This is a genomic window from Halomonas sp. JB37 (assembly GCF_002332255.1).
GTDB classification, from domain to species: domain Bacteria; phylum Pseudomonadota; class Gammaproteobacteria; order Pseudomonadales; family Halomonadaceae; genus Vreelandella; species Vreelandella casei.
The window spans coordinates 3051210-3068927 of record NZ_NRGW01000001.1 but is presented as its reverse complement, the minus strand read 5'-3'; the positions used below and the strand labels follow the sequence as shown (position 1 = coordinate 3068927).

Sequence of the window (17718 nt, the reverse complement as noted above, 5' to 3'; positions counted from 1 at the left end):
CCTGAAAAGGCTTGCTATTTCGCAGCTTAGACCATAGTATGTGCGCCGTTCTGTTGCGAAAGGTTCATCCTTTGAACAGAGCACAAAATGTGGAGAGGTGTCCGAGTGGTCGAAGGAGCACGCCTGGAAAGTGTGTAAGTCGTAAGGCTTCGAGGGTTCGAATCCCTCCCTCTCCGCCACAGAATTTAAAAAGCCCGCTGATTTTTCAGCGGGCTTTTTTTATGGCTCGTTATTAGAACGGTAGGCGGCCGCTGAAACCAACGCCTAGCACGGCAACGAGAACAACAACGATAACGACGATAGTGGTAGTAGACATTTTCTCTTCCTCTGAGTAGTGAGCGTTGCTACAGCTTAGTCACAATTGCGCCATTTCGCACGTTGGCGAAAGGGGCTGAGCAGCTTTTCCATATTGACAGCCTGAGCCGCAAAAACGCCCGGCAGTGGGACTGTCGGGCGCGGTTACAGTAGCAGAAAATGCGAAGTAGAAGGACTATTTCCCACACTTACAGTTGTGACCACAGTCTTGGGAGCCGTCTGCGTGGCCGGTGGCGCAGGACTCGCAGCAGTATAATTTTCCCTCTTTCTCAACGGGTTTGCTATCGACAGAACACGTACATTTCGGGCATGCGCACACTTGTTCAGACATAATGATTCTCCTCGGTGGACGTTATAAGCGTAGACCATTCCATCGATATATCACCACGCATTATGCTAACTCTCAGGGCGTACTTTAAGTGCTAAGTGCGTTGCCGAGCCTGCCAAAATATTCGCCGAATGCGGCATTAATGCGAACCCGTTGTTCACCCTGGGGATAAAGCCCTTTGTCTGCTTCCGGCGAGGCTTTTGTGCCTTTGACTAAGAAGTGATTGGTGATGGCTGCGTCCTGTATAAAAGCCTCAAAAGCACGCGCACAGAGTTCCTCGGGCTTACTGTAATAGAGCTGGCCAAGTTGTTTGTCTATGCGCACCGAGTGTTTAAACAATGTGCTTGGCTGGTCGCCTTCTGGTTGCAAAAGTACGGCCTTGAAGCAACGCATTAGCCGCTGATTAAGTGAGTGAGGGACTGGCGTGGCTTCGGCTAACCAGGCAGTAGAGGCGAACATGTGGGCGGGCGCGCCTTGAAAACATTTCTGGGCAATGTAGTGGTCGAAGGCATGAAACCATTCGTGAGCAATGCTGCCGGGGCCAGCATTTTTAGCGAGTGCAAAGCTGCGCTGACTGGGGTCGTAATGCGCAGCAACCCCGGGCCGGCCGCCACAGCCATACTGTAAGGCTATGGAGCCGCGCAGCGAAATCAGTGTTTCTGGGCCCTGTAGAATCAACATAAGATCGCACAAGGCATCGTGAAAAAGCCCGGAGGCACGGTCGCGCTCCGCGCTTGTGACCCAGCGGCCAATCTCAATGGAGCGGAAATCGAACTGGCGCCGGATTAAGGCAAAACTGCTGGCGCATTCAGGGCGGTGGGCTGGCCCATTGCGATAAAAATCTCTCGCTTCAATGCTCACGGCGTGCTCGCTGCTAGAAAAAGATAATCACCGCCCTATGTTATCGCATTGGAGCATGGAAGCGCTAAGTGGCTATACGCTTGTCGCTATTGATAAGGCTTGTAACTCAGGTATGTGCCCCCAGTAATTGAGGTAGCAAGCAACGCTGTTTGTCTATTCACTGTCAGGAGAGCATGTATGAGCAAACGTATTTTGGTGGTGCTGACATCTCACGATCAGTTAGGCGATACCGGCAAGAAAACCGGCTTCTGGCTAGAAGAATTTGCTGCCCCTTATTATGTGTTTAAAGACGCGGGTGCTGAGGTAACCTTGGCTTCGCCTAAAGGTGGACAGCCGCCGCTGGACCCCACCAGTGATGCAGACGATAGCCAAACCGATGACACGCGCCGCTTCAAGCAGGATGAAAAGGCCCAGGCTGAGCTTGCCGCTACCCATCGTTTAAGCGATATGAATGCCGGTGACTTTGATGCGGTTTTCTATCCAGGCGGCCACGGCCCGCTATGGGATCTCGTCGATGATCCTACTTCTATTCGTATGATCGAAACCTTTATTGCCCAAGGCAAGCCGGTGGCATCGGTGTGCCATGCGCCGATTGTGCTTGTGAATGCGAAAAACAGCGCAGGCGAGCCGCTGGTTAAAGGCCGTCAGGTAACGGGCTTTACGAACGGCGAAGAAGAGGCCGTTGGCTTAACCAATGTCGTGCCGCACCTCGTCGAAGACGCCCTGCAAAAATGCGGAGGCATTTACAGCAAGGCGGATGATTTCACCCCCTACGTGCGTGAAGATGGCCAACTGATCACGGGCCAAAACCCACCGTCTTCTGCGCTCACGGCTGAGTCACTGATGGCGTGGCTGGAGCTGGAGCGTTAATCAGCACAATACGTATATAAAGCGGAAACAGCGGCGGGCATTGCCCGCCGCTTTTTTAACTACCGGTTGGCTGTTCGGGAAAAGGGATGAACTCTCGCTCATCGCCAACCGGCAAGCGAAAGCGGCCATGCTCGAAGCCGCCTTGTACCCAGGCCTCCTTGGCAGCGTCTAATCGCTCGCGAGATGACGCGACGAAGTTTCACGGAATATAGCGAGGGCCTGTTAAAAATTATAATTGAGGGATACGCCGGTCACCGTTTGCCAATCGCTGCCTAGCTCATCCACGATGGGGCTGTCCGATGCGTTGCCCGTTAGGTAGCTTGTCCCCACAAAGCCTGTTGCTGACCATTCTGGCGTTAGCGCGTAAGTCAGGCTGCTGCTTACGCCTAGCCGCCAGTATCCGCCGTCAGGATTGTATTGAGCAATTCCGCTACGCAGGCTGTCGCGTGCTGAAACGCCGAACATTGATTCTGTCCACTTTTCGTTTGAGTAATGAGCGCTTGGCGATAAAGAGAAAAATAAGCGCTCACTAAGCGGTGTACGCCAAGCCGCTGCTACTTCAAACTCTGCGCCATCCACATCGCCGGTTACCGGTGTGCTAGCCGCCACGCTGTAGAGCCACTCTCTTTGCTCGTAGCCAACGCGTAGCCCTAGCGTTGCACCGCCATCTACTTCTTCGAAGGCGCTTATGTCACCTTTATTGTCACGCCCAAAGGTGTAGCCAACAAAGGGCGATACGGTCCAGCCGCCATCACGAATAGCGTGCCATTCAATGCCAGAGCGCGGATTGATGGTGAAGGTCTCGCCATAGGTGAGATTGATCGATGGCCATAGTTTTGTGTCGTAGTCGTCGCTGCCTAAGTAATCAGGCGCGTAGAGCACGCCAGCGCCAATGCTTCCTTCCCAACTATCTGCCCAGGTAAGCGGGGAAATAGCCAAACCAATCACGGCGGCAGACCACCAAGTATACTGAGTCACGGGTATCATCCTTGTGGGTAGCGAAACGTGCATGATTGTATGTTTTTGTTTGGAAAGTTGGCAAGTTGCTTGTTTCAATTTTAAATCGTTCAAACGTCATTTATTTGCGACTGCATATCACAGGTTAGATAAATCCATGGATATAAGGCGCATTGTGCCCTTCAAGCACAGGGAAGTGGTAACAGGGAAGGCAAAGCTAGGAATGCTTTAAGTACTCAGGGAAGCACGAACAGGACGTTTGTGAAGAAGCATCATGGAAGGTTTAATAAAGCCCCAGCCAAGGAATGGCCGGGGCTTCTTTTTGCGTGCAATCTTAAACCACTTTATTTGCTAAGACGGCATAGGAAGTAGTAATGGCATAATAAAGTAAACAAATAGCGTGATGATAATGGCGCTAACAATATTCATCGCAAAGCCTGCTTTTGCCATCTCCTTAATTGAGATGCGCCCGCTGGAGAAAACGGCAGCATTAGGTGGCGTGGAAATAGGCATCATGAAAGCGCAGGTAGTTGCCAGAGCAACGGCCACCATTAGGCCCAGTGGATTACCTGTCGTAATCGCGGCAGCCATTCCCGCCGTAATAGGCAGTGCCATATTGGCCGTTGCGGTGTTAGAGATAATCTCGGTTAAGAACAGCATCAGCAGCACCATAAAGAGAATTAGCACAAAGTAATTAACGCCGTCTAAGAGCTGCAGCTGCTGGCTGATCCAGCCCGTTAAGTCGCTCGCACTGAAGGCGGCGGCGAGCGTCATGCCGCCGCCCCAAAGTATAAACAGCCCCCACGGCAGGCGTGCCATATCATCCCACACTAACAGGCTACGTTTTTCGCTGTGAGCTGGGATAATAAATAGTGCCACCGCCGCAATAACCGCAATTAATGTATCGTTTAGCGGTAGATCAAAGAAAGGCGCTAACCAACCCCTTAACGCCCATGCGAGTGCGGTAGTGACAAACACTATCAGTACGCGCTTTTCTTCAGGCCCCATGGGGCCAAGTGCTTTCAACTCTTCGGCAACGAAGTTAACTTCTAAGCGAGTGTTGGGCACCTTGGCATAAATATGGGTGAGATAGACGTACAAGATGACGAGCATGATCAGAGTCAGAGGCAGTGCAAACATCATCCAATCTAAAAAGCTAATTTCAACCCCGTCAAAAAATTGCGGAATCATAGCCACCACTATGGCATTGGGCACCGAGCCAATAATCGTAGCCAAGCCACCAATGGAAGCTGAGTAAGCAACAGTGAGTAGCAGCACGCGTGCAAACGCATCGCGCTGCTTACCATCGAACTGGTCACGCTCATCCAGCTCTCCGAGCAGGGCAATGGCTATGGGTAGCATCATCAGCGCCGTGGCGGCATTTGAAATCCACATGGAAAGAAAGGCTGAGGCGATCATTACGCCAAGCACAATGCTGCGTAGGCTATTGCCGATACGGCTAACAATATTCAGTGCAATACGGCGATGTAAGTTCCAACGCTCAATGGCAATGGCCAGTATAAAACCGCCCATATACATATAAATAACCGGGTTTGCGTAGCCGACCACGGTGTCATCTAGTGTCATTACGCCGCTTAGCGGCAAAATAATCATGGGTAAAAGCGAGGTGACTGGAATGGGTACGGGTTCAGTTACCCACCACACGGCCATCCAGGCGGTTAGGCCAAGTACCAGGCGCGGTGCAGGGTCGAGCAGTGTGGCGGGCATGAGAATCTGTACCAGTATGCACAGCAGCGGCCCGGCCAGCAGGGGCGTCCAATGGCGCCATCCTTGCGATGAAACTCCCATTTATTAACTCCATTGATAAGCAATAACGTGTAAGTACTGGCTAATTAACGGGAGGGATCCTACCACTTTGGTTTATTGAACGTTGGTTGTAGGAGTGCAACTTTAGTAGTGGTAGAGGGTGCGAGGGAAAGGTTTCGTATTAATAAGGGGGGAGGCGAGTTGAATCAAACATGGCCCGCTAGAAGCTATCTAGCGGGCCATTTTCAAGGGATGTAAAAAAGCACTTAGCGTGGGCGCTGTTTACGCAGGCTTAATCTCTTCGCTTTCATCATCTTCACTGGCAGGCTTATCACTACCCTGATGAGTTAGCGGGCTTGCTTGATCCAAACGCGGGTGGTTATCCAGGAATTCACGCTGTAAATCCGGCAAGGCATCAAGGGCTTGCAGTGTGTGCGTCAGCGCATGAATAGCGGCCAGTACGTCTTGCGTATGACCGGTTTCCGAGATGGTATGCATGTTGCGTATCGGGAAACCAATGGAGGTAGCAGCGCTATCGATAGAGGCCAATACTCCCGCCATGCCATCGGTTCCAGTATCCACACCGACAATGTCACGCTGCAGCGGAATATCATGCTCTTTCGCGGCGCTGGCAATAATACGGTTCAGCTGTTCGCTGGCAATCGAGCCAACGGCCATGGTAAAGCCTTTACCCATTTCTAGCGGCTGCATGCGTTTGTCACCGATACCCGGCGCGCCTACATAGTCGTGGTTAACGTCTACGCCAATTAGTGCATCAGGCTTCATTTCACCGGCCATTACGCGGCTGCCAAAGCGGCCAATTTCTTCATAGCTGGCAATCGCAAACAGTACGCGTACATTTTTCGTGCCGCCGGCTTCGGCGATCAGGCGTGCTACTTCTGCGGCCACAAAACAACCCAGGCCGTTATCTAAGTAGGCGCCATAAAAGGTGTCGGGGCTAAAGCCGGGGCGAATAGGGCGATCAAAAATAATCGAATCGCCTGGGCGCACGCCCAAATTCAAGACCTGCTGCTTCTTATTCTGGCCATGAATCTGCAGATCCAGATAGATCTGTTCTTTCTTAATGCCCTTACTGCCATCGCGCTGTGCAGGGTCGGAGAAATGAATGGCCCCGAGCGCTTCTACCGTACCGCCCTCGATGCTGCGATAGCTGCCGGGTTTTTCCGGGTCTTCGCTAAAGAGCTTCACTTCATGACCGATCAGCACAGAAGGTAAGAAGGAGTCGGTGTTAATCCAGATCTTGCCGTCTTCGCCAATGGAGCGCACCTGCATACGGATTTTGTCCGCATGGCCGATGATCATCACTTTGAACATGTCATCGCGGTCAGGGTGAGTATCTAGCACAACGCCCGCATTGCCCTTGAACTGATGCAGATGCCAGCCTTTAGGCGCAAAACTTTCAAAATGGGGCTTGAGTACGCCGTACGTCATTGCGGCTTCCAGGCCCACTGGGCTTGGCGCGGCAAGAATATCGCGCATTAATTTAAACTGCGCCTCGGGCATCGGTTGCGTCCAGGGTTTTGCCGTATCGCTCATCGTTTTTCGCTCACTCATTAAGGTGGGTGTTTATCGCCTCTAGTCTGCCAGATTCCGGCCCGGCGTGTAGAAAAAGCCGAGGTGAAAGGCAGAGGAGACGCCGCCAGTTCGTGCTCAGCCCGTTAGGCGTCATGACGCGCTGCCTAAAACGCCTTAGTATGTCTATAAGTACATATCTATAAGTGCATGTCTGGTGTGAGTATATGCATTCATAACGACATTCATGCTCATTAACACAACAATAAGCGACGTTGTTTCAGGAGCCGTTCGATGACCGTAGCAACGCTAAGTTCCCGGCGCTTTAAAGTGCTGCTGGCAGGCGTTTGTAGCCAGATATTGTGCATGGGAATAGCGCGCTTTGCCTATACGCCTTTATTGCCGGTGATGCAGCAGCAGAGTTGGATGGGGGATGCTGATGGTGGCTGGCTAGCGGCGATCAACTACGCAGGCTATATGCTCGGGGCCGTGCTGGCAGCGTCCGTGCGTAGTATTTATACCAAGGATACGTTGTACCGAACTGGGCTGGTGCTGGCCGTGCTGACCACCGCGGGTATGGCCTTGACCGACCACTTTTGGCTCTGGGCAGGATTACGCTTTCTATCAGGTCTTTCCACCAGTAGCTCGATGCTATTAGCCTCGGGTCTGATTCTGCATTGGTTGATTCAGCATCGTCAGCGCGGCGAGTTAGGCATTCATTTTGCCGGAGCGGGACTGGGGATTGTAGTGGCCGCCTTAGCGGTGGAATACATGCTGTCACTGTCACTTGGCTGGCGGGCCCAGTGGTGGGGCTTTGGTTTGCTAGGCGCAATACTGTTAGTACCCGCATGGCGTTGGCTACCGCGCCCGGTGAAATCGCTACCTGGTGCAAGCGAAGCAAGTGCGACTCCTGTTATGCCCCCTTCGCGCACGTTTATGCGTTTAATGTTGCCTGCCTATTTCTGTGCAGGGTATGGCTATGTCATCAGCGCCACGTTCATTGTCACGATTGTGGAGCGCGAGCCGCTTCTGGTGGGGGCGGGCAACTGGGCGTTTGCCCTGGTGGGCTTGGCGGCAGCCCCGGCGGTGATGCTTTGGGATTTGATCGCCCGGCGGATTGGCTATTTGGGTGCTTTGATTGTTGCGATGCTGATACAAGCCGTCGGCATCGTGCTGCCCGCTATAACATCAAGCTTAGCCGGCGTACTCCTGAGCGCCGTGCTTTATGGCGGTACCTTCCTAGGCTGTGTCAGCCTTGTGTTGACCATGGCCGGCAGGCTGTATCCATCAAGCCCTGCACGCTTAATGGGCCAGATGACGCTGGCTTATGGCGCGGCACAAATTTGTGCGCCGGCGTTAACTGGCATGCTGGCAGAGGCTTCAGGGCATTATAGCGTTGGACTTTGGTTGGCCGGTGGTTTTGTGATAATTGGCGCGGTGCTGCTGGCCTGGTTGCGCCAAGTGGATCAAACCGCTCAGCGTTTGGATGCCGCGGCCAAAGCCTCCGTGTATGCCTGATGAATGAAATCGATCGCTTGAAGAGGATTGAGAGACCGGTGTTTGCAGTAGATCTGCGTTAAGTCCGGCAGGCTGCTAGAATAGGCGCCTTTTTATGACAGGGTAAATGCGCTAATGACCTCTTCTGGGCAACCTCGCACTCAGTGGCTAGGCCGCTGGGGGTTTATGTTGGCAGCAACCGGCTCGGCGGTTGGGCTAGGCAATATCTGGAAATTCCCTTATATCACCGGGGAATTTGGTGGCGGTGCGTTCGTCTTGGTTTATCTAGCGTGCATCTTTGCCGTTGGTGTGCCGGTAATGATGGCGGAGATTGCCTTTGGGCGCCGCGGGCGCGGCAGCCCCGTGGACGCTATTCGTCGCGTCGTCAATGAGTCTGGCCGCTCCTCTGCGTGGTCATTGATTGGCTGGATGGCGATGCTGTGCGGCTTTATGGTGTTATCGTTTTACGTGGTCGTGGCCGGTTGGTCATTTGCCTATTTGTGGAAGATGCTAACTGGCGGGCTTGCAGCCAGCAGCGTTGATGAGATGGCGGCGGTGTTCGGCGCTAATAATGCGAACCCGCTCAACCTTGGTTTCTGGAGCACCTTTGTCACGCTGATCACGATGCTCATTGTGGGCAAAGGCGTGCAGCGAGGCATTGAAAAAAGCGTCAGTTGGATGATGCCAGGGCTGGTTATCATGCTGGTCGTGCTGATTGGCTTTGGTATGTTTTCCGGTGGCTTTGGCGCGGCGGTGAGCTTTCTATTCTCATTCAATGCCGGCAGCCTCTCTAGTGAGGGCATGTTGGCAGCGCTCGGCCACGCCTTTTTCACACTCTCACTTGCCTCTGGCGCGATTCTGACCTACGGCAGCTACCTGCCTAAAGACGCTTCAATTGGCCGTACCACGGTGAGCGTTGCCGTCGCCGATACGGTTGTTGCCTTGATGGCGGGTCTGGCGATTTTCCCCGTCATTTTTGCCAATGGTATGAATCCTGGTGAAGGCCCAGGGTTGATCTTTATGAGCCTGCCGCTGGCCTTCCAAGCGATGCCTCTGGGCACGCTATTTGGCATCTTATTCTTCTTAATGCTCTCTATGGCGGCGTTGACCTCCGCTATTTCCATGGTTGAAGCCACGGTCTCTTGGCTATGCGATAACAAAGGGTTGTCGCGCCCGGCCGCTGCTTGGCTAACGGGTATCGTGCTGTGGCTGATCAGTACCCTGGCAATGCTGTCGTTTAATCTAGGCGCTGACTGGACGCTGGCGGGAAAAACCTTTTTCGACTGGCTGGACTACCTGACGTCACGCTGGATGATGCCGCTGGGTGGATTGGGCATCGTGGTGCTGGCGGGCTATGTATTAAAAAGCGAGACTTTCCGTGATGAGCTGGGGCTGGCGCCGCTACCCTATGCGCTGTGGCTGACCATGGTGCGCTATGTGAGCCCGCTCGGTATCGTGGTGACTTTCATCGACGCCTTGGGCGTTTATCAGGTTTCGTTTGCCGCGCACTGGCCGTGGCTCCTGGCACTCTTGGTTGCTATGGCGATGCTCGGTGAGATCCTCAGCCCACGGCTACGTCACGCCCTCAAGTCCGTTTAAGCCGTTACGGCACCTCGCCTGATAACAAGCGCTGCTGCTGGGTCTTCACATCCTTCTCTAGCAGCGGCGTTTGACACGTCGCAAAGACTTCTTTTAAAAATCGCTTCCTCGCACCACGGTAGGTGCCGCTGAGCAGTACCGTCTGGGTAAGTGCGCTGAGCAGCGTATGCCGTGACGGGCCCGTTAGCTGCGCGTAGTCGTGGAGCGTCGCTGGCCAATCAACGTCAATAGCCTGCGGTTTGTCGGGCAGGCTGTCTAGCAGACGGGCCAGAAGCAGTACTAAATTCGGATGCGGGTGCTGGTTGCGCATAATGACCTCACCCACCCCTTGTGCCACTAAGCTGCGAATCGGAGCGTCGCTGTCAGCTAGCGTTGCCATTAACTGCTTCACTAGCGCTGGTCCGCGGGCCTGTAAATAGGCTTCTTGAATAATGCGTGCAGCAATCCAGGCGTTCCAAACAGCATACAGGGGCCCTGTTAACACGGGCAGAAAACCGCGCAACGTCAGGCGGCCTAATAAGCGGCGTAGTAGTAAACGAAGCAGGAAGCTGCTTAAGCTGACTTTTAAGCGATAAAGTAGGGCTTTAGCGGTTATTCTCCAGCCACCCAGGTAGGCATGTGGGTCAACGCCATAGATAAGACTGCCCGGGGTTGGGTACTCCAAGGCGGCGCGTGAAACGCCGTGCACCGTCAGTTGGATATCCGGCTCTAGTGGCTCGGTTTGGCCATAGTGCAAGCCTGCCAGGCGCGTAATGCTCGCGACGCCGCGTAGCGCGTTCCAGTACAAAAAGCCAATCTCTAGCGCGGTAATGCTGCCTGCCACGACCATATAGCTGGCCCAGTAGGGAAGCTGCTCGCGAAGACTCAGCGCATTCCAATTGTCGGTGGCAAATTCCCGCATCCACCATTCTGCTCCACCAATCAGCGTGCCAGATATCATTCCGGCAACCGCCGCCCAAGTGATAATCCAGCGTCGTGCGCGTTCCAGCGCCTGCGGATTGGGGGCTGCCAGTGCCGGATGGCGGCGAAAGTAGCCTTGTATATAGCGGTTTGCCCACCGTTGCGCTAGGCCAGGTGCTGGAGCGTACTCTTGATCGGGACGAGAGAGAGGCATTAAGGCAACGTTATTCGGGCAAAGGATGCCCTAGGGTAGCGGTTACGTCCGTGAAGTACACGCATCGATAGCGCCAGGATGAGTGCCTGCCAGCATTAACTCATCCCAGCGCGTAGTGAAGCGCGGGGAGCGATGGGCGCAGCGCAGTTGCCAGGCGGCCGGCGCATTGGTCATGCCAAAACTAATCGTTCCTCGCCCCATTTGCTGATTGATCTGGTCCACCGCTGCCATCAGTAATGGGTGATGATGGTGGGGTGTTGGCCCTAGTAATGACAGCTGGTGTCGCTCGGCATCGACTAAGTCGAGGAGCATTACACCGGCCTTCATAAAGTGGTGGTGAGGGCGGTACATTTGCTCCAGCCCTTGGCGAACCGTATCAAGGATAACGCGGGTATCGTCGCTGGGTGACGGCAGCGCGATTAGCGCTTGCGGGAAGCATTGTGGCTGATCACGACGGTGGCGGTTGGTATTAAGAAATACCATCACGGCGCGGGCTAAACTACGCTGCTCGCGCAGTTTTTCAGCGCTACGTTGGGCGTGTCGGCGTAGAGCATTATGCACCTGCGTAAAGTCGCCTGTCGGTTGGCCAAACGAGCGCGATGTCATAATGCGCTGGCGTGGTAGATCCAATGCGTTCATTGTTAAACATGGCGTTCCGCGTAGCTCAAGCGCCGTGCGCGCGAGCACTACTGAGAAACGCTTACGCAGCTGTTTTTCATCGCTTTCTCTTAATTCCCAGGCGGTCCTCACGCCGCCAATGGCTAAGCGCTCGGCCAGCCGATGCCCAACGCCCCACACGCTGCTTACCGGCGTGCGTTTGAGCAGGGCCTCGGTGGTGTGATCCTGCCCACCGAGTAGGCAAACGCCTTGGTAGTAAGGGTCTTGCTTAGCAACGTGGTTAGCCAGCTTGGCGAGTGTGTGAGTGGGGGCTAGCCCAACGCACACCGGCAGGCCTAAATGACGCCGAATGCGCTGGCGTAGCTTCCGCCCTAGAGCCTCACACTGCTCTGCGGTGAAATCTTCTAAATAGACGAACATTTCATCGATTGAGTAGGGGGCAACGTCCGGGCAGGCATTGCGCAGTAGCTGGGTCAGTCGTGCCGACATATCACCGTACAGTTCGTAGTTAGACGACAGTAGGTGGATGTCGCCACGCTGACGCAGCTCTTCAAGTTTAAACGCCGGCGTCCCCATGGGAATATCCAGCGCTTTAAGCTCGGCCGAGCGGGCGATAATGCACCCATCGTTATTCGACATAACACCGACAGGCCGGCCTTCAAGCTTAGGTTGAAAGATACGCTCGCAGCTGACATAGAAATTATTGCCATCGACTAAGCCAATCATCTTAAGCCCTCATTTCATCGCAAATATTCATGCACGACGGCGCGCACCACGCCCCATAGCTGGCAGTCGGTGCCTTCAAGCGGCAGGGGCGGGTAATGCGGATGGGCAGAGCAAAGGTGCGGTGTGCCTTGATAGAGCGCGTAGCGTTTAATCAATACTTCGCCGTCAAACATCGCCACCAATATATGTCCTAAGCGAGGTTTTACGCCGCGGTCGACAATCAGTAAATCGCTGTCAAAAATACCCCAGCCCTCCATGCTGTCGCCCGCGGCAGTGATATAAAACGTCTCGGTAGGGTTTTTTATCAATCGTGTATTGAGATCTAGCGTGCGTGGTTCGTAATCCTGCGCAGGCGAAGGAAAACCGCTAAAGCCCGCTCGTCCCGTCAACGTTAGATAAGGCTGCGGCTGAGATATTAACGGCAAGGCGGGGGTAAGTGGAGTGTGCTGACCTAGCATTGTCGACACCCTGGCTGATATGGCGCATGTATGAATATACAGTATTCGGTCTTGGCGACGAAAATGCAAGTCAGCAGGGGTGGGGTGGATAGCAACCTAAAGATTCGCGAGCTAAAACGGTGTCTCACAAATACTGCTACCAAGCCTTAAAGATGAATGCTGTTCATTAACAACCTGATGCGGATGCGATGAAAGTCGTGTCAGGCTGCGTTATGATAGCGCCCTCGCTTCTTCCATGATGACTCTTTCTCGTTACGAGGTGCCTGCCGATGTTCAGCCGCGATATGACAATTGCCGGATTTGATGATGTGCTTTTTGATGCCATGCAGAAAGAAGTAGCACGCCAAGAAGCTCACATCGAACTGATTGCTTCTGAAAACTACGCCAGCCCCCGCGTACTGGAAGCGCAAGGCAGCCAGCTAACCAATAAATACGCCGAAGGCTATCCCGGTAAGCGCTACTACGGTGGCTGTGAATTCGTCGATATTGCTGAAAATCTGGCCATTGATTACGCCAAAGAGCTGTTTGGCGCAACCTATGTCAACGTTCAGCCGCATTCTGGCTCCCAGGCCAATAGCGCCGTCTTTTTAGCGCTTGTTAAGCCTGGCGATACTATTTTAGGCATGAGCTTGGATGCAGGTGGCCACCTGACCCATGGCGCCAAGCCAAGCTTTTCGGGCAGGCACTTCAATGCCATTCAGTACGGTTTGAATGAGCAAGGCTTGATCGACTATGACCAAGTGGCCGAGCTTGCTCGCGAGCACAAGCCGAAAATGATCATCGCCGGTTTTTCCGCGTATTCTCAGATCGTTGATTGGGCCAAGTTCCGCGAGATCGCCGATGAAGTGGGCGCTTACCTATTGGTGGATATGGCCCACGTGGCAGGTCTTGTCGCGGCGGGTGTCTATCCAAGCCCGTTGCCCCATGCCCACGTAGTGACGTCTACCACGCATAAAACGCTACGCGGCCCGCGCAGTGGTGTGATTCTCTCGGCGGAAAACGACGCTGATATTGAGAAGAAGCTGCAGTCAGCGGTATTCCCGGGTGGCCAGGGTGGTCCTTTGATGCACGTGATTGCGGCAAAAGCGATCTGTTTCAAAGAAGCCATGGAGCCTGCATTCAAAACGTATCAACAGCAGGTGGTCAAAAATGCTCAAGCAATGGCCAGCGTATTCATTGACCGCGGTTACGACATCGTTTCTGGCGGTACCGAAGACCACTTATTCCTGCTGTCGCTGATCAAGCAAGGCGTTACCGGTAAAGACGCGGACGCCGCTTTAGGCCGCGCCCACATTACCGTTAATAAAAATGCCGTACCCAACGACCCGCAAAGCCCGTTTGTAACCTCAGGTTTGCGTATTGGTACGCCTGCGGTGACCACGCGCGGTTTCGGTGAGCAAGAGTGCAGCACGTTGGCCGGCTGGATCTGCGATATTCTGGATGTGTTAGCCAGCGGCGAAGACACCAGCGCCACTGAAGCGCAGGTGTTGGATAAAGTAGCTGAGGTTTGCGCGCGACTGCCTGTTTATAAGTAAACGTCACGTTAGTGCGTATGTGAAAATAGGCCCTGTTAATTCAGGGCCTCTTGCTTAGATATTTACGGTTCTTCTTGGCGAACAATACTCACTTTTTGTTGCTCTTTGGTCCACTTTCCCGCTGCTTTATCGATGTACTGGAAGTGCTCGTTAGTAAAGCTGCCTTGATTGCAGGCATGGCGGTAAGAAACCGTGGGCACCTCTTGTATGTTTAGCAATTGATTGAACACGCCTGGCCCGGTTAGCTCAAATACGTTAGTGAGCTGATTGTCTTTAATATTGTTATTAACCTGATTGATTAATTTGTCGAGATTCGGGTTTTGAGGCTTGCTGGCAATAAAGTAATTACTGAAATCCCCGCGCCGCGTGACGACATATAACTCATCGGTATTCCTGGTTAACGTGTCGCTTAACGGCCAAATAGCATGCGCATCGATATCTAAATAAACGCCGCCATATTCTTGTAGCACCAGCAGCCGCCAGAAATCAGCCTGTGCAGCACCTATCTGTAATTTCAAATAGTTTTGAGTGATTTCACTGTCATAGTGATCCGCAATAAATAGGTGCCTTGCTTCCGTCACCATAAAACGATATTCAAAACGTGGGGCCATCAGGCGATTAAATAAATAGTTTAGATAGACAGGCAGCGTCACTTTGTCCGTGAAGTTGGTCTGCCAAATAATCCGCGGGATTGCCACTTTCTTGGCGGAGGGCTGAAGCAACGGTGGCGCATAGGCTGGCAGGGTAAAGCGCTTGTTAGGAAAGGCGGCGTGGAAAGGATAGCAAAGCACTTTGGTGATATTGGCGGTCAGTTTGATGACGCGGCTAGCAATAACAATAATATGTTGCTTAACAGTCTGTCGTTGACGACCCATAGGAAACCTTTACATATTTGACGATTGGGATAGATGGCTTTACCAGCCCCCTTTGCCCTCTAACACGCTGCGAGCGTGCTATTTAGATCAAAGGCCTGAAATCACCAATTACGCTGGCCGTTGGCTAGCGCCTGGTGGGAAAGGGCTCACTCTGCGGTCATTTCTTCGATGAGTATGCTAGCGCGCATTTTGCTTTAATGCATCACTTTAGAAAGGTTTAGCCTACACGCAGCGGACAGGGTATTAGCACCACTGTGCATCAGCCACACAGCCGTTGGAAGACAGCAGCGTGCGCCGATTGTTTTATGCGCCTTTTGGGTGCGCTATCAACGCTGCTTTTTGGTGCTGCCATTGGCTTGAGCGCAATGCCACTACACAAGTGATATGTAACTCACTGCGAAACCAGCATTTATCGTTTTTGGCGCATTATTTGCCTTATAAGCTTGGTAATCCAGACACGACGTCTTAACTGTGCGTTAAGGCTGAAACGAGGTAGTGCCATGCTTGAAGCCAATCGTCTCCCAGCGCCAATCTTTTCCATAGATCCTGCTTTGCAGCCTCGCTTAGTCGTCACCGACTTAGATGGCTCGCTATTAGACCACCATAGCTATGACTCCAGTCCCGCTGCGCCGTGGCTTGCCCGATTAAAACAGATGGGAGTGCCGGTAATCCCCGTCACCAGTAAAACCCGTGCCGAGCTAATCCCTTTACGCGAAGCGCTGGGTCTTACCGCAACGCCTTTTATTGCTGAAAATGGCGCGGTCATTGGCCTGCCGCCTGGCTGGTGTCATGCACGTTTAGATCGCCCGGGCAGTGGGCGCGATGGTGTGGTGATCAAGCATCCGGGGGTCGATATTGGCTTTATTCGTGCTCGTCTCAAGGTGTGGCGAGAACGGCTAAAATGCCGCTTTACGCGTATGAGTGAGATGAGCGTCTTAGAGGTAGTGAAACTCACCGGGCTTGACGAAGCGCGTGCCCGGGATGCACGTCAGCGAGAAGGCAGCGAGCCACTGTTATGGCAAGACAATGCGGCTGCCTTGGATACCTTCCGTGCTGCCTTGGAAGGCGATGGATTGGCGTTGACTCAAGGCGGACGTTTTTGGCATGTCATGGGGCGCACTGCCGACAAAGGTAGCGCGGTGGAGTGGTTAATTAAGCGGTTTACCACCTTAAGAGGGCGTACGCCGCTTTCACTTGGCCTGGGGGACGGGCCCAACGATGTCACGATGCTGGAAGCCGTCGATCAAGCTGTGGTCATTCGTGGCTGTCATGATTTGATCGTTGAGCCCAATAGCCTGTCGTTATATCGCACGCAAGCAGCAGGGCCGACTGGCTGGGCTGAGGGGGTGGCCCATTTTTGGGGGCGAGACGAACGCCGTTTAGTCGCGGCAACAGCATGTGATGCCGTTATTTAACCTACTCAGGAAGGCAAACATATGAGCGACTTTCATCAAAATGGCATTATTACTGATTTTCACAACCTCACTCGACGCCCAGTAGAGGCGTTAGAGCAGGAGCTATGCCAATTTTCACGTCGACGCCCAATGGGATTAATCCTGCCTTCATTATTTTCGGAATTGGAAGGAACCGCATTATCGGCGATTGTTGATGAGTTAGTGAAAGTGCCTTATCTCAATGAGATCATAATCGGCCTGGATCGGGCTGATCGTGAGCAGTTTTTACATGCCAAGGAGTTTTTCTCTCGCCTGCCTCAACATACGCGTATTTTGTGGAATGATGGCCCACGATTACGTGCCTTAGATGCGGAGCTAGAAGAGCACGGATTGGGTGCGTTAGAGCCAGGCAAAGGGCGCAATGTATGGTACTGCGCCGGTTATGTGCTGGCGTCCGGGCGTTCAAAGGTCGTTGGGCTTCACGACTGCGATATCTTGACCTATGAGCGCGGGTTGCTGGCGCGATTGATGTATCCCGTCGCTCACCCGAATTTTAACTACAGTTTCTGTAAAGGCTATTACCCGCGCATTGCCGAAGGGAAGCTCAATGGTCGCGTGTCACGACTATTAGTAACGCCGTTACTGCGAGCGCTGAAAACGGTATGTGGCCCGCTGCCTTATCTCGATTATTTAGACAGCTTTCGATACCCGCTCTCGGGCGAGTTTGCGATGCGCAGCGACGTGCTTGAAGGAATCCGTATCCCCGCGGATTGGGGCTTAGAGATTGGTGTGTTGTCAGAGCTGCAGCGCAACTACTCGCTACGACAGCTGTGCCAAGTCGATATTGCCGATGCGTATGACCATAAACATCAGCCGGTCAGCGAAGATGATCCAGACGGCGGCTTGAATCGCATGAGTTTGGATATTTCTAAAGCGCTGTATCGTAAATTGGCGACGCAGGGCATTACCTTTAGCAGTGAAGACTTTCGTACCCTCAAAGCAACCTATTACCGATTCGCATTAGATTTAATTGAGGCCTACGATCACGATGCGACGATGAATGGATTAAGCCTAGATCGGCATACGGAAGAGCAGGCCGTTGAGCTGTTCGCCAGCAATCTACTCGAAGCGGGCAATCTGTTTATGGATAACCCGCGTGAGCGACCCTTTATTCCTAGCTGGAACCGTGTTCAGGCGGCTGTGCCTGACCTGCTGGCGCGCATGCACGAAGCGGTAGAGCTGGATAATCAGGGAAAAGTATAGTCTCTGGC

General features: G+C 53.3%; 15 protein-coding genes and 1 tRNA gene. 7 read left to right on the top strand and 9 right to left on the bottom strand.

Annotated features, from left to right (window positions below; translation table 11 throughout):
* Window positions 1-91 precede the first annotated feature (91 nt).
* Window positions 92-179, top strand: a tRNA-Ser gene (locus tag CIK78_RS14265).
* A gap of 311 nt (window positions 180-490) precedes the next feature.
* Here CIK78_RS14265 and CIK78_RS14260 read toward each other — a convergent pair.
* Entirely contained in the window at window positions 491-646 is a 156-nt protein-coding gene (locus CIK78_RS14260) for a metallothionein (protein WP_096281332.1), read from the bottom strand.
* A gap of 84 nt (window positions 647-730) precedes the next feature.
* Window positions 731-1504: a CLCA_X family protein gene (locus CIK78_RS14255; RefSeq protein WP_096281330.1), complete on the bottom strand. Its 774-nt coding sequence runs from the start codon at window positions 1502-1504 to the stop codon at window positions 731-733.
* A gap of 177 nt (window positions 1505-1681) precedes the next feature.
* Here CIK78_RS14255 and CIK78_RS14250 point away from each other — a divergent pair, with 177 nt between their 5' ends.
* On the top strand, window positions 1682-2374 hold the full coding sequence (locus CIK78_RS14250; RefSeq protein WP_096281328.1) for a type 1 glutamine amidotransferase domain-containing protein: 693 nt from the start codon (window positions 1682-1684) through the stop codon (window positions 2372-2374).
* Between the two features lie 222 nt (window positions 2375-2596).
* Here the strand turns inward: CIK78_RS14250 and CIK78_RS14240 are convergent, their stop codons facing one another.
* From CIK78_RS14240 to CIK78_RS14230, 3 genes are all read right to left on the bottom strand, one after another.
* The gene (locus tag CIK78_RS14240) at window positions 2597-3361 is read right to left on the bottom strand and encodes a MipA/OmpV family protein (RefSeq protein ID WP_096281326.1); all 765 of its coding nucleotides are present in this window, start codon (window positions 3359-3361) and stop codon (window positions 2597-2599) included.
* Window positions 3362-3682: 321 nt separating this feature from the next.
* Window positions 3683-5140: an SLC13 family permease gene (locus tag CIK78_RS14235; RefSeq protein WP_096281324.1), complete on the bottom strand. Its 1458-nt coding sequence runs from the start codon at window positions 5138-5140 to the stop codon at window positions 3683-3685.
* A gap of 240 nt (window positions 5141-5380) precedes the next feature.
* Window positions 5381-6655, bottom strand: a complete 1275-nt coding sequence (locus tag CIK78_RS14230; protein WP_096281322.1) for a M20/M25/M40 family metallo-hydrolase — start codon at window positions 6653-6655, stop codon at window positions 5381-5383.
* A gap of 270 nt (window positions 6656-6925) precedes the next feature.
* On the opposite strand from CIK78_RS14230, the gene CIK78_RS14225 reads away from it, so the two are divergent.
* Together CIK78_RS14225 and CIK78_RS14220 are read left to right on the top strand one after the other, a co-directional pair.
* Window positions 6926-8149 (top strand): YbfB/YjiJ family MFS transporter, encoded by a 1224-nt coding sequence (locus tag CIK78_RS14225; RefSeq protein ID WP_096281320.1) that lies wholly within the window; start codon window positions 6926-6928, stop codon window positions 8147-8149.
* Between the two features lie 114 nt (window positions 8150-8263).
* Window positions 8264-9727 carry a sodium-dependent transporter gene (locus tag CIK78_RS14220; RefSeq protein WP_096281318.1) on the top strand — a complete coding sequence of 488 codons (1464 nt, stop codon included), beginning with the start codon at window positions 8264-8266 and terminating at the stop codon, window positions 9725-9727.
* Window positions 9728-9731: 4 nt separating this feature from the next.
* Here CIK78_RS14220 and CIK78_RS14215 read toward each other — a convergent pair whose 3' ends face one another.
* Genes CIK78_RS14215 through umuD form a run of 3 tightly spaced genes read right to left on the bottom strand, consistent with a single transcriptional unit; the run spans window position 9732 to window position 12643 of the window.
* Window positions 9732-10841, bottom strand: a complete 1110-nt coding sequence (locus CIK78_RS14215) for a hypothetical protein (protein WP_096281316.1) — start codon at window positions 10839-10841, stop codon at window positions 9732-9734.
* 42 nt (window positions 10842-10883) lie between these two features.
* The gene (locus CIK78_RS14210; RefSeq protein WP_096281313.1) at window positions 10884-12185 is read right to left on the bottom strand and encodes a Y-family DNA polymerase; all 1302 of its coding nucleotides are present in this window, start codon (window positions 12183-12185) and stop codon (window positions 10884-10886) included.
* 14 nt (window positions 12186-12199) lie between these two features.
* The gene (umuD, locus tag CIK78_RS14205) at window positions 12200-12643 is read right to left on the bottom strand and encodes a translesion error-prone DNA polymerase V autoproteolytic subunit (RefSeq protein ID WP_096281311.1); all 444 of its coding nucleotides are present in this window, start codon (window positions 12641-12643) and stop codon (window positions 12200-12202) included.
* A 269-nt stretch (window positions 12644-12912) separates the two neighbouring features.
* Between umuD and glyA the strand changes: the two genes are divergently transcribed.
* Window positions 12913-14178: a serine hydroxymethyltransferase gene (glyA, locus tag CIK78_RS14200; protein ID WP_096281309.1), complete on the top strand. Its 1266-nt coding sequence runs from the start codon at window positions 12913-12915 to the stop codon at window positions 14176-14178.
* A 62-nt stretch (window positions 14179-14240) separates the two neighbouring features.
* On the opposite strand, the gene CIK78_RS14195 is transcribed toward glyA, so the two are convergent.
* Entirely contained in the window at window positions 14241-15053 is an 813-nt protein-coding gene (locus CIK78_RS14195; protein WP_096281307.1) for a glycosyltransferase, read from the bottom strand.
* A 500-nt stretch (window positions 15054-15553) separates the two neighbouring features.
* Here CIK78_RS14195 and CIK78_RS14190 point away from each other — a divergent pair, with 500 nt between their 5' ends.
* Both CIK78_RS14190 and CIK78_RS14185 read left to right on the top strand, forming a co-directional pair.
* Window positions 15554-16468 carry an HAD-IIB family hydrolase gene (locus CIK78_RS14190; protein WP_096281305.1) on the top strand — a complete coding sequence of 305 codons (915 nt, stop codon included), beginning with the start codon at window positions 15554-15556 and terminating at the stop codon, window positions 16466-16468.
* Window positions 16469-16489: 21 nt separating this feature from the next.
* Window positions 16490-17710, top strand: a complete 1221-nt coding sequence (locus tag CIK78_RS14185) for a glycosyl transferase (protein ID WP_096281302.1) — start codon at window positions 16490-16492, stop codon at window positions 17708-17710.
* Window positions 17711-17718 lie beyond the last annotated feature (8 nt).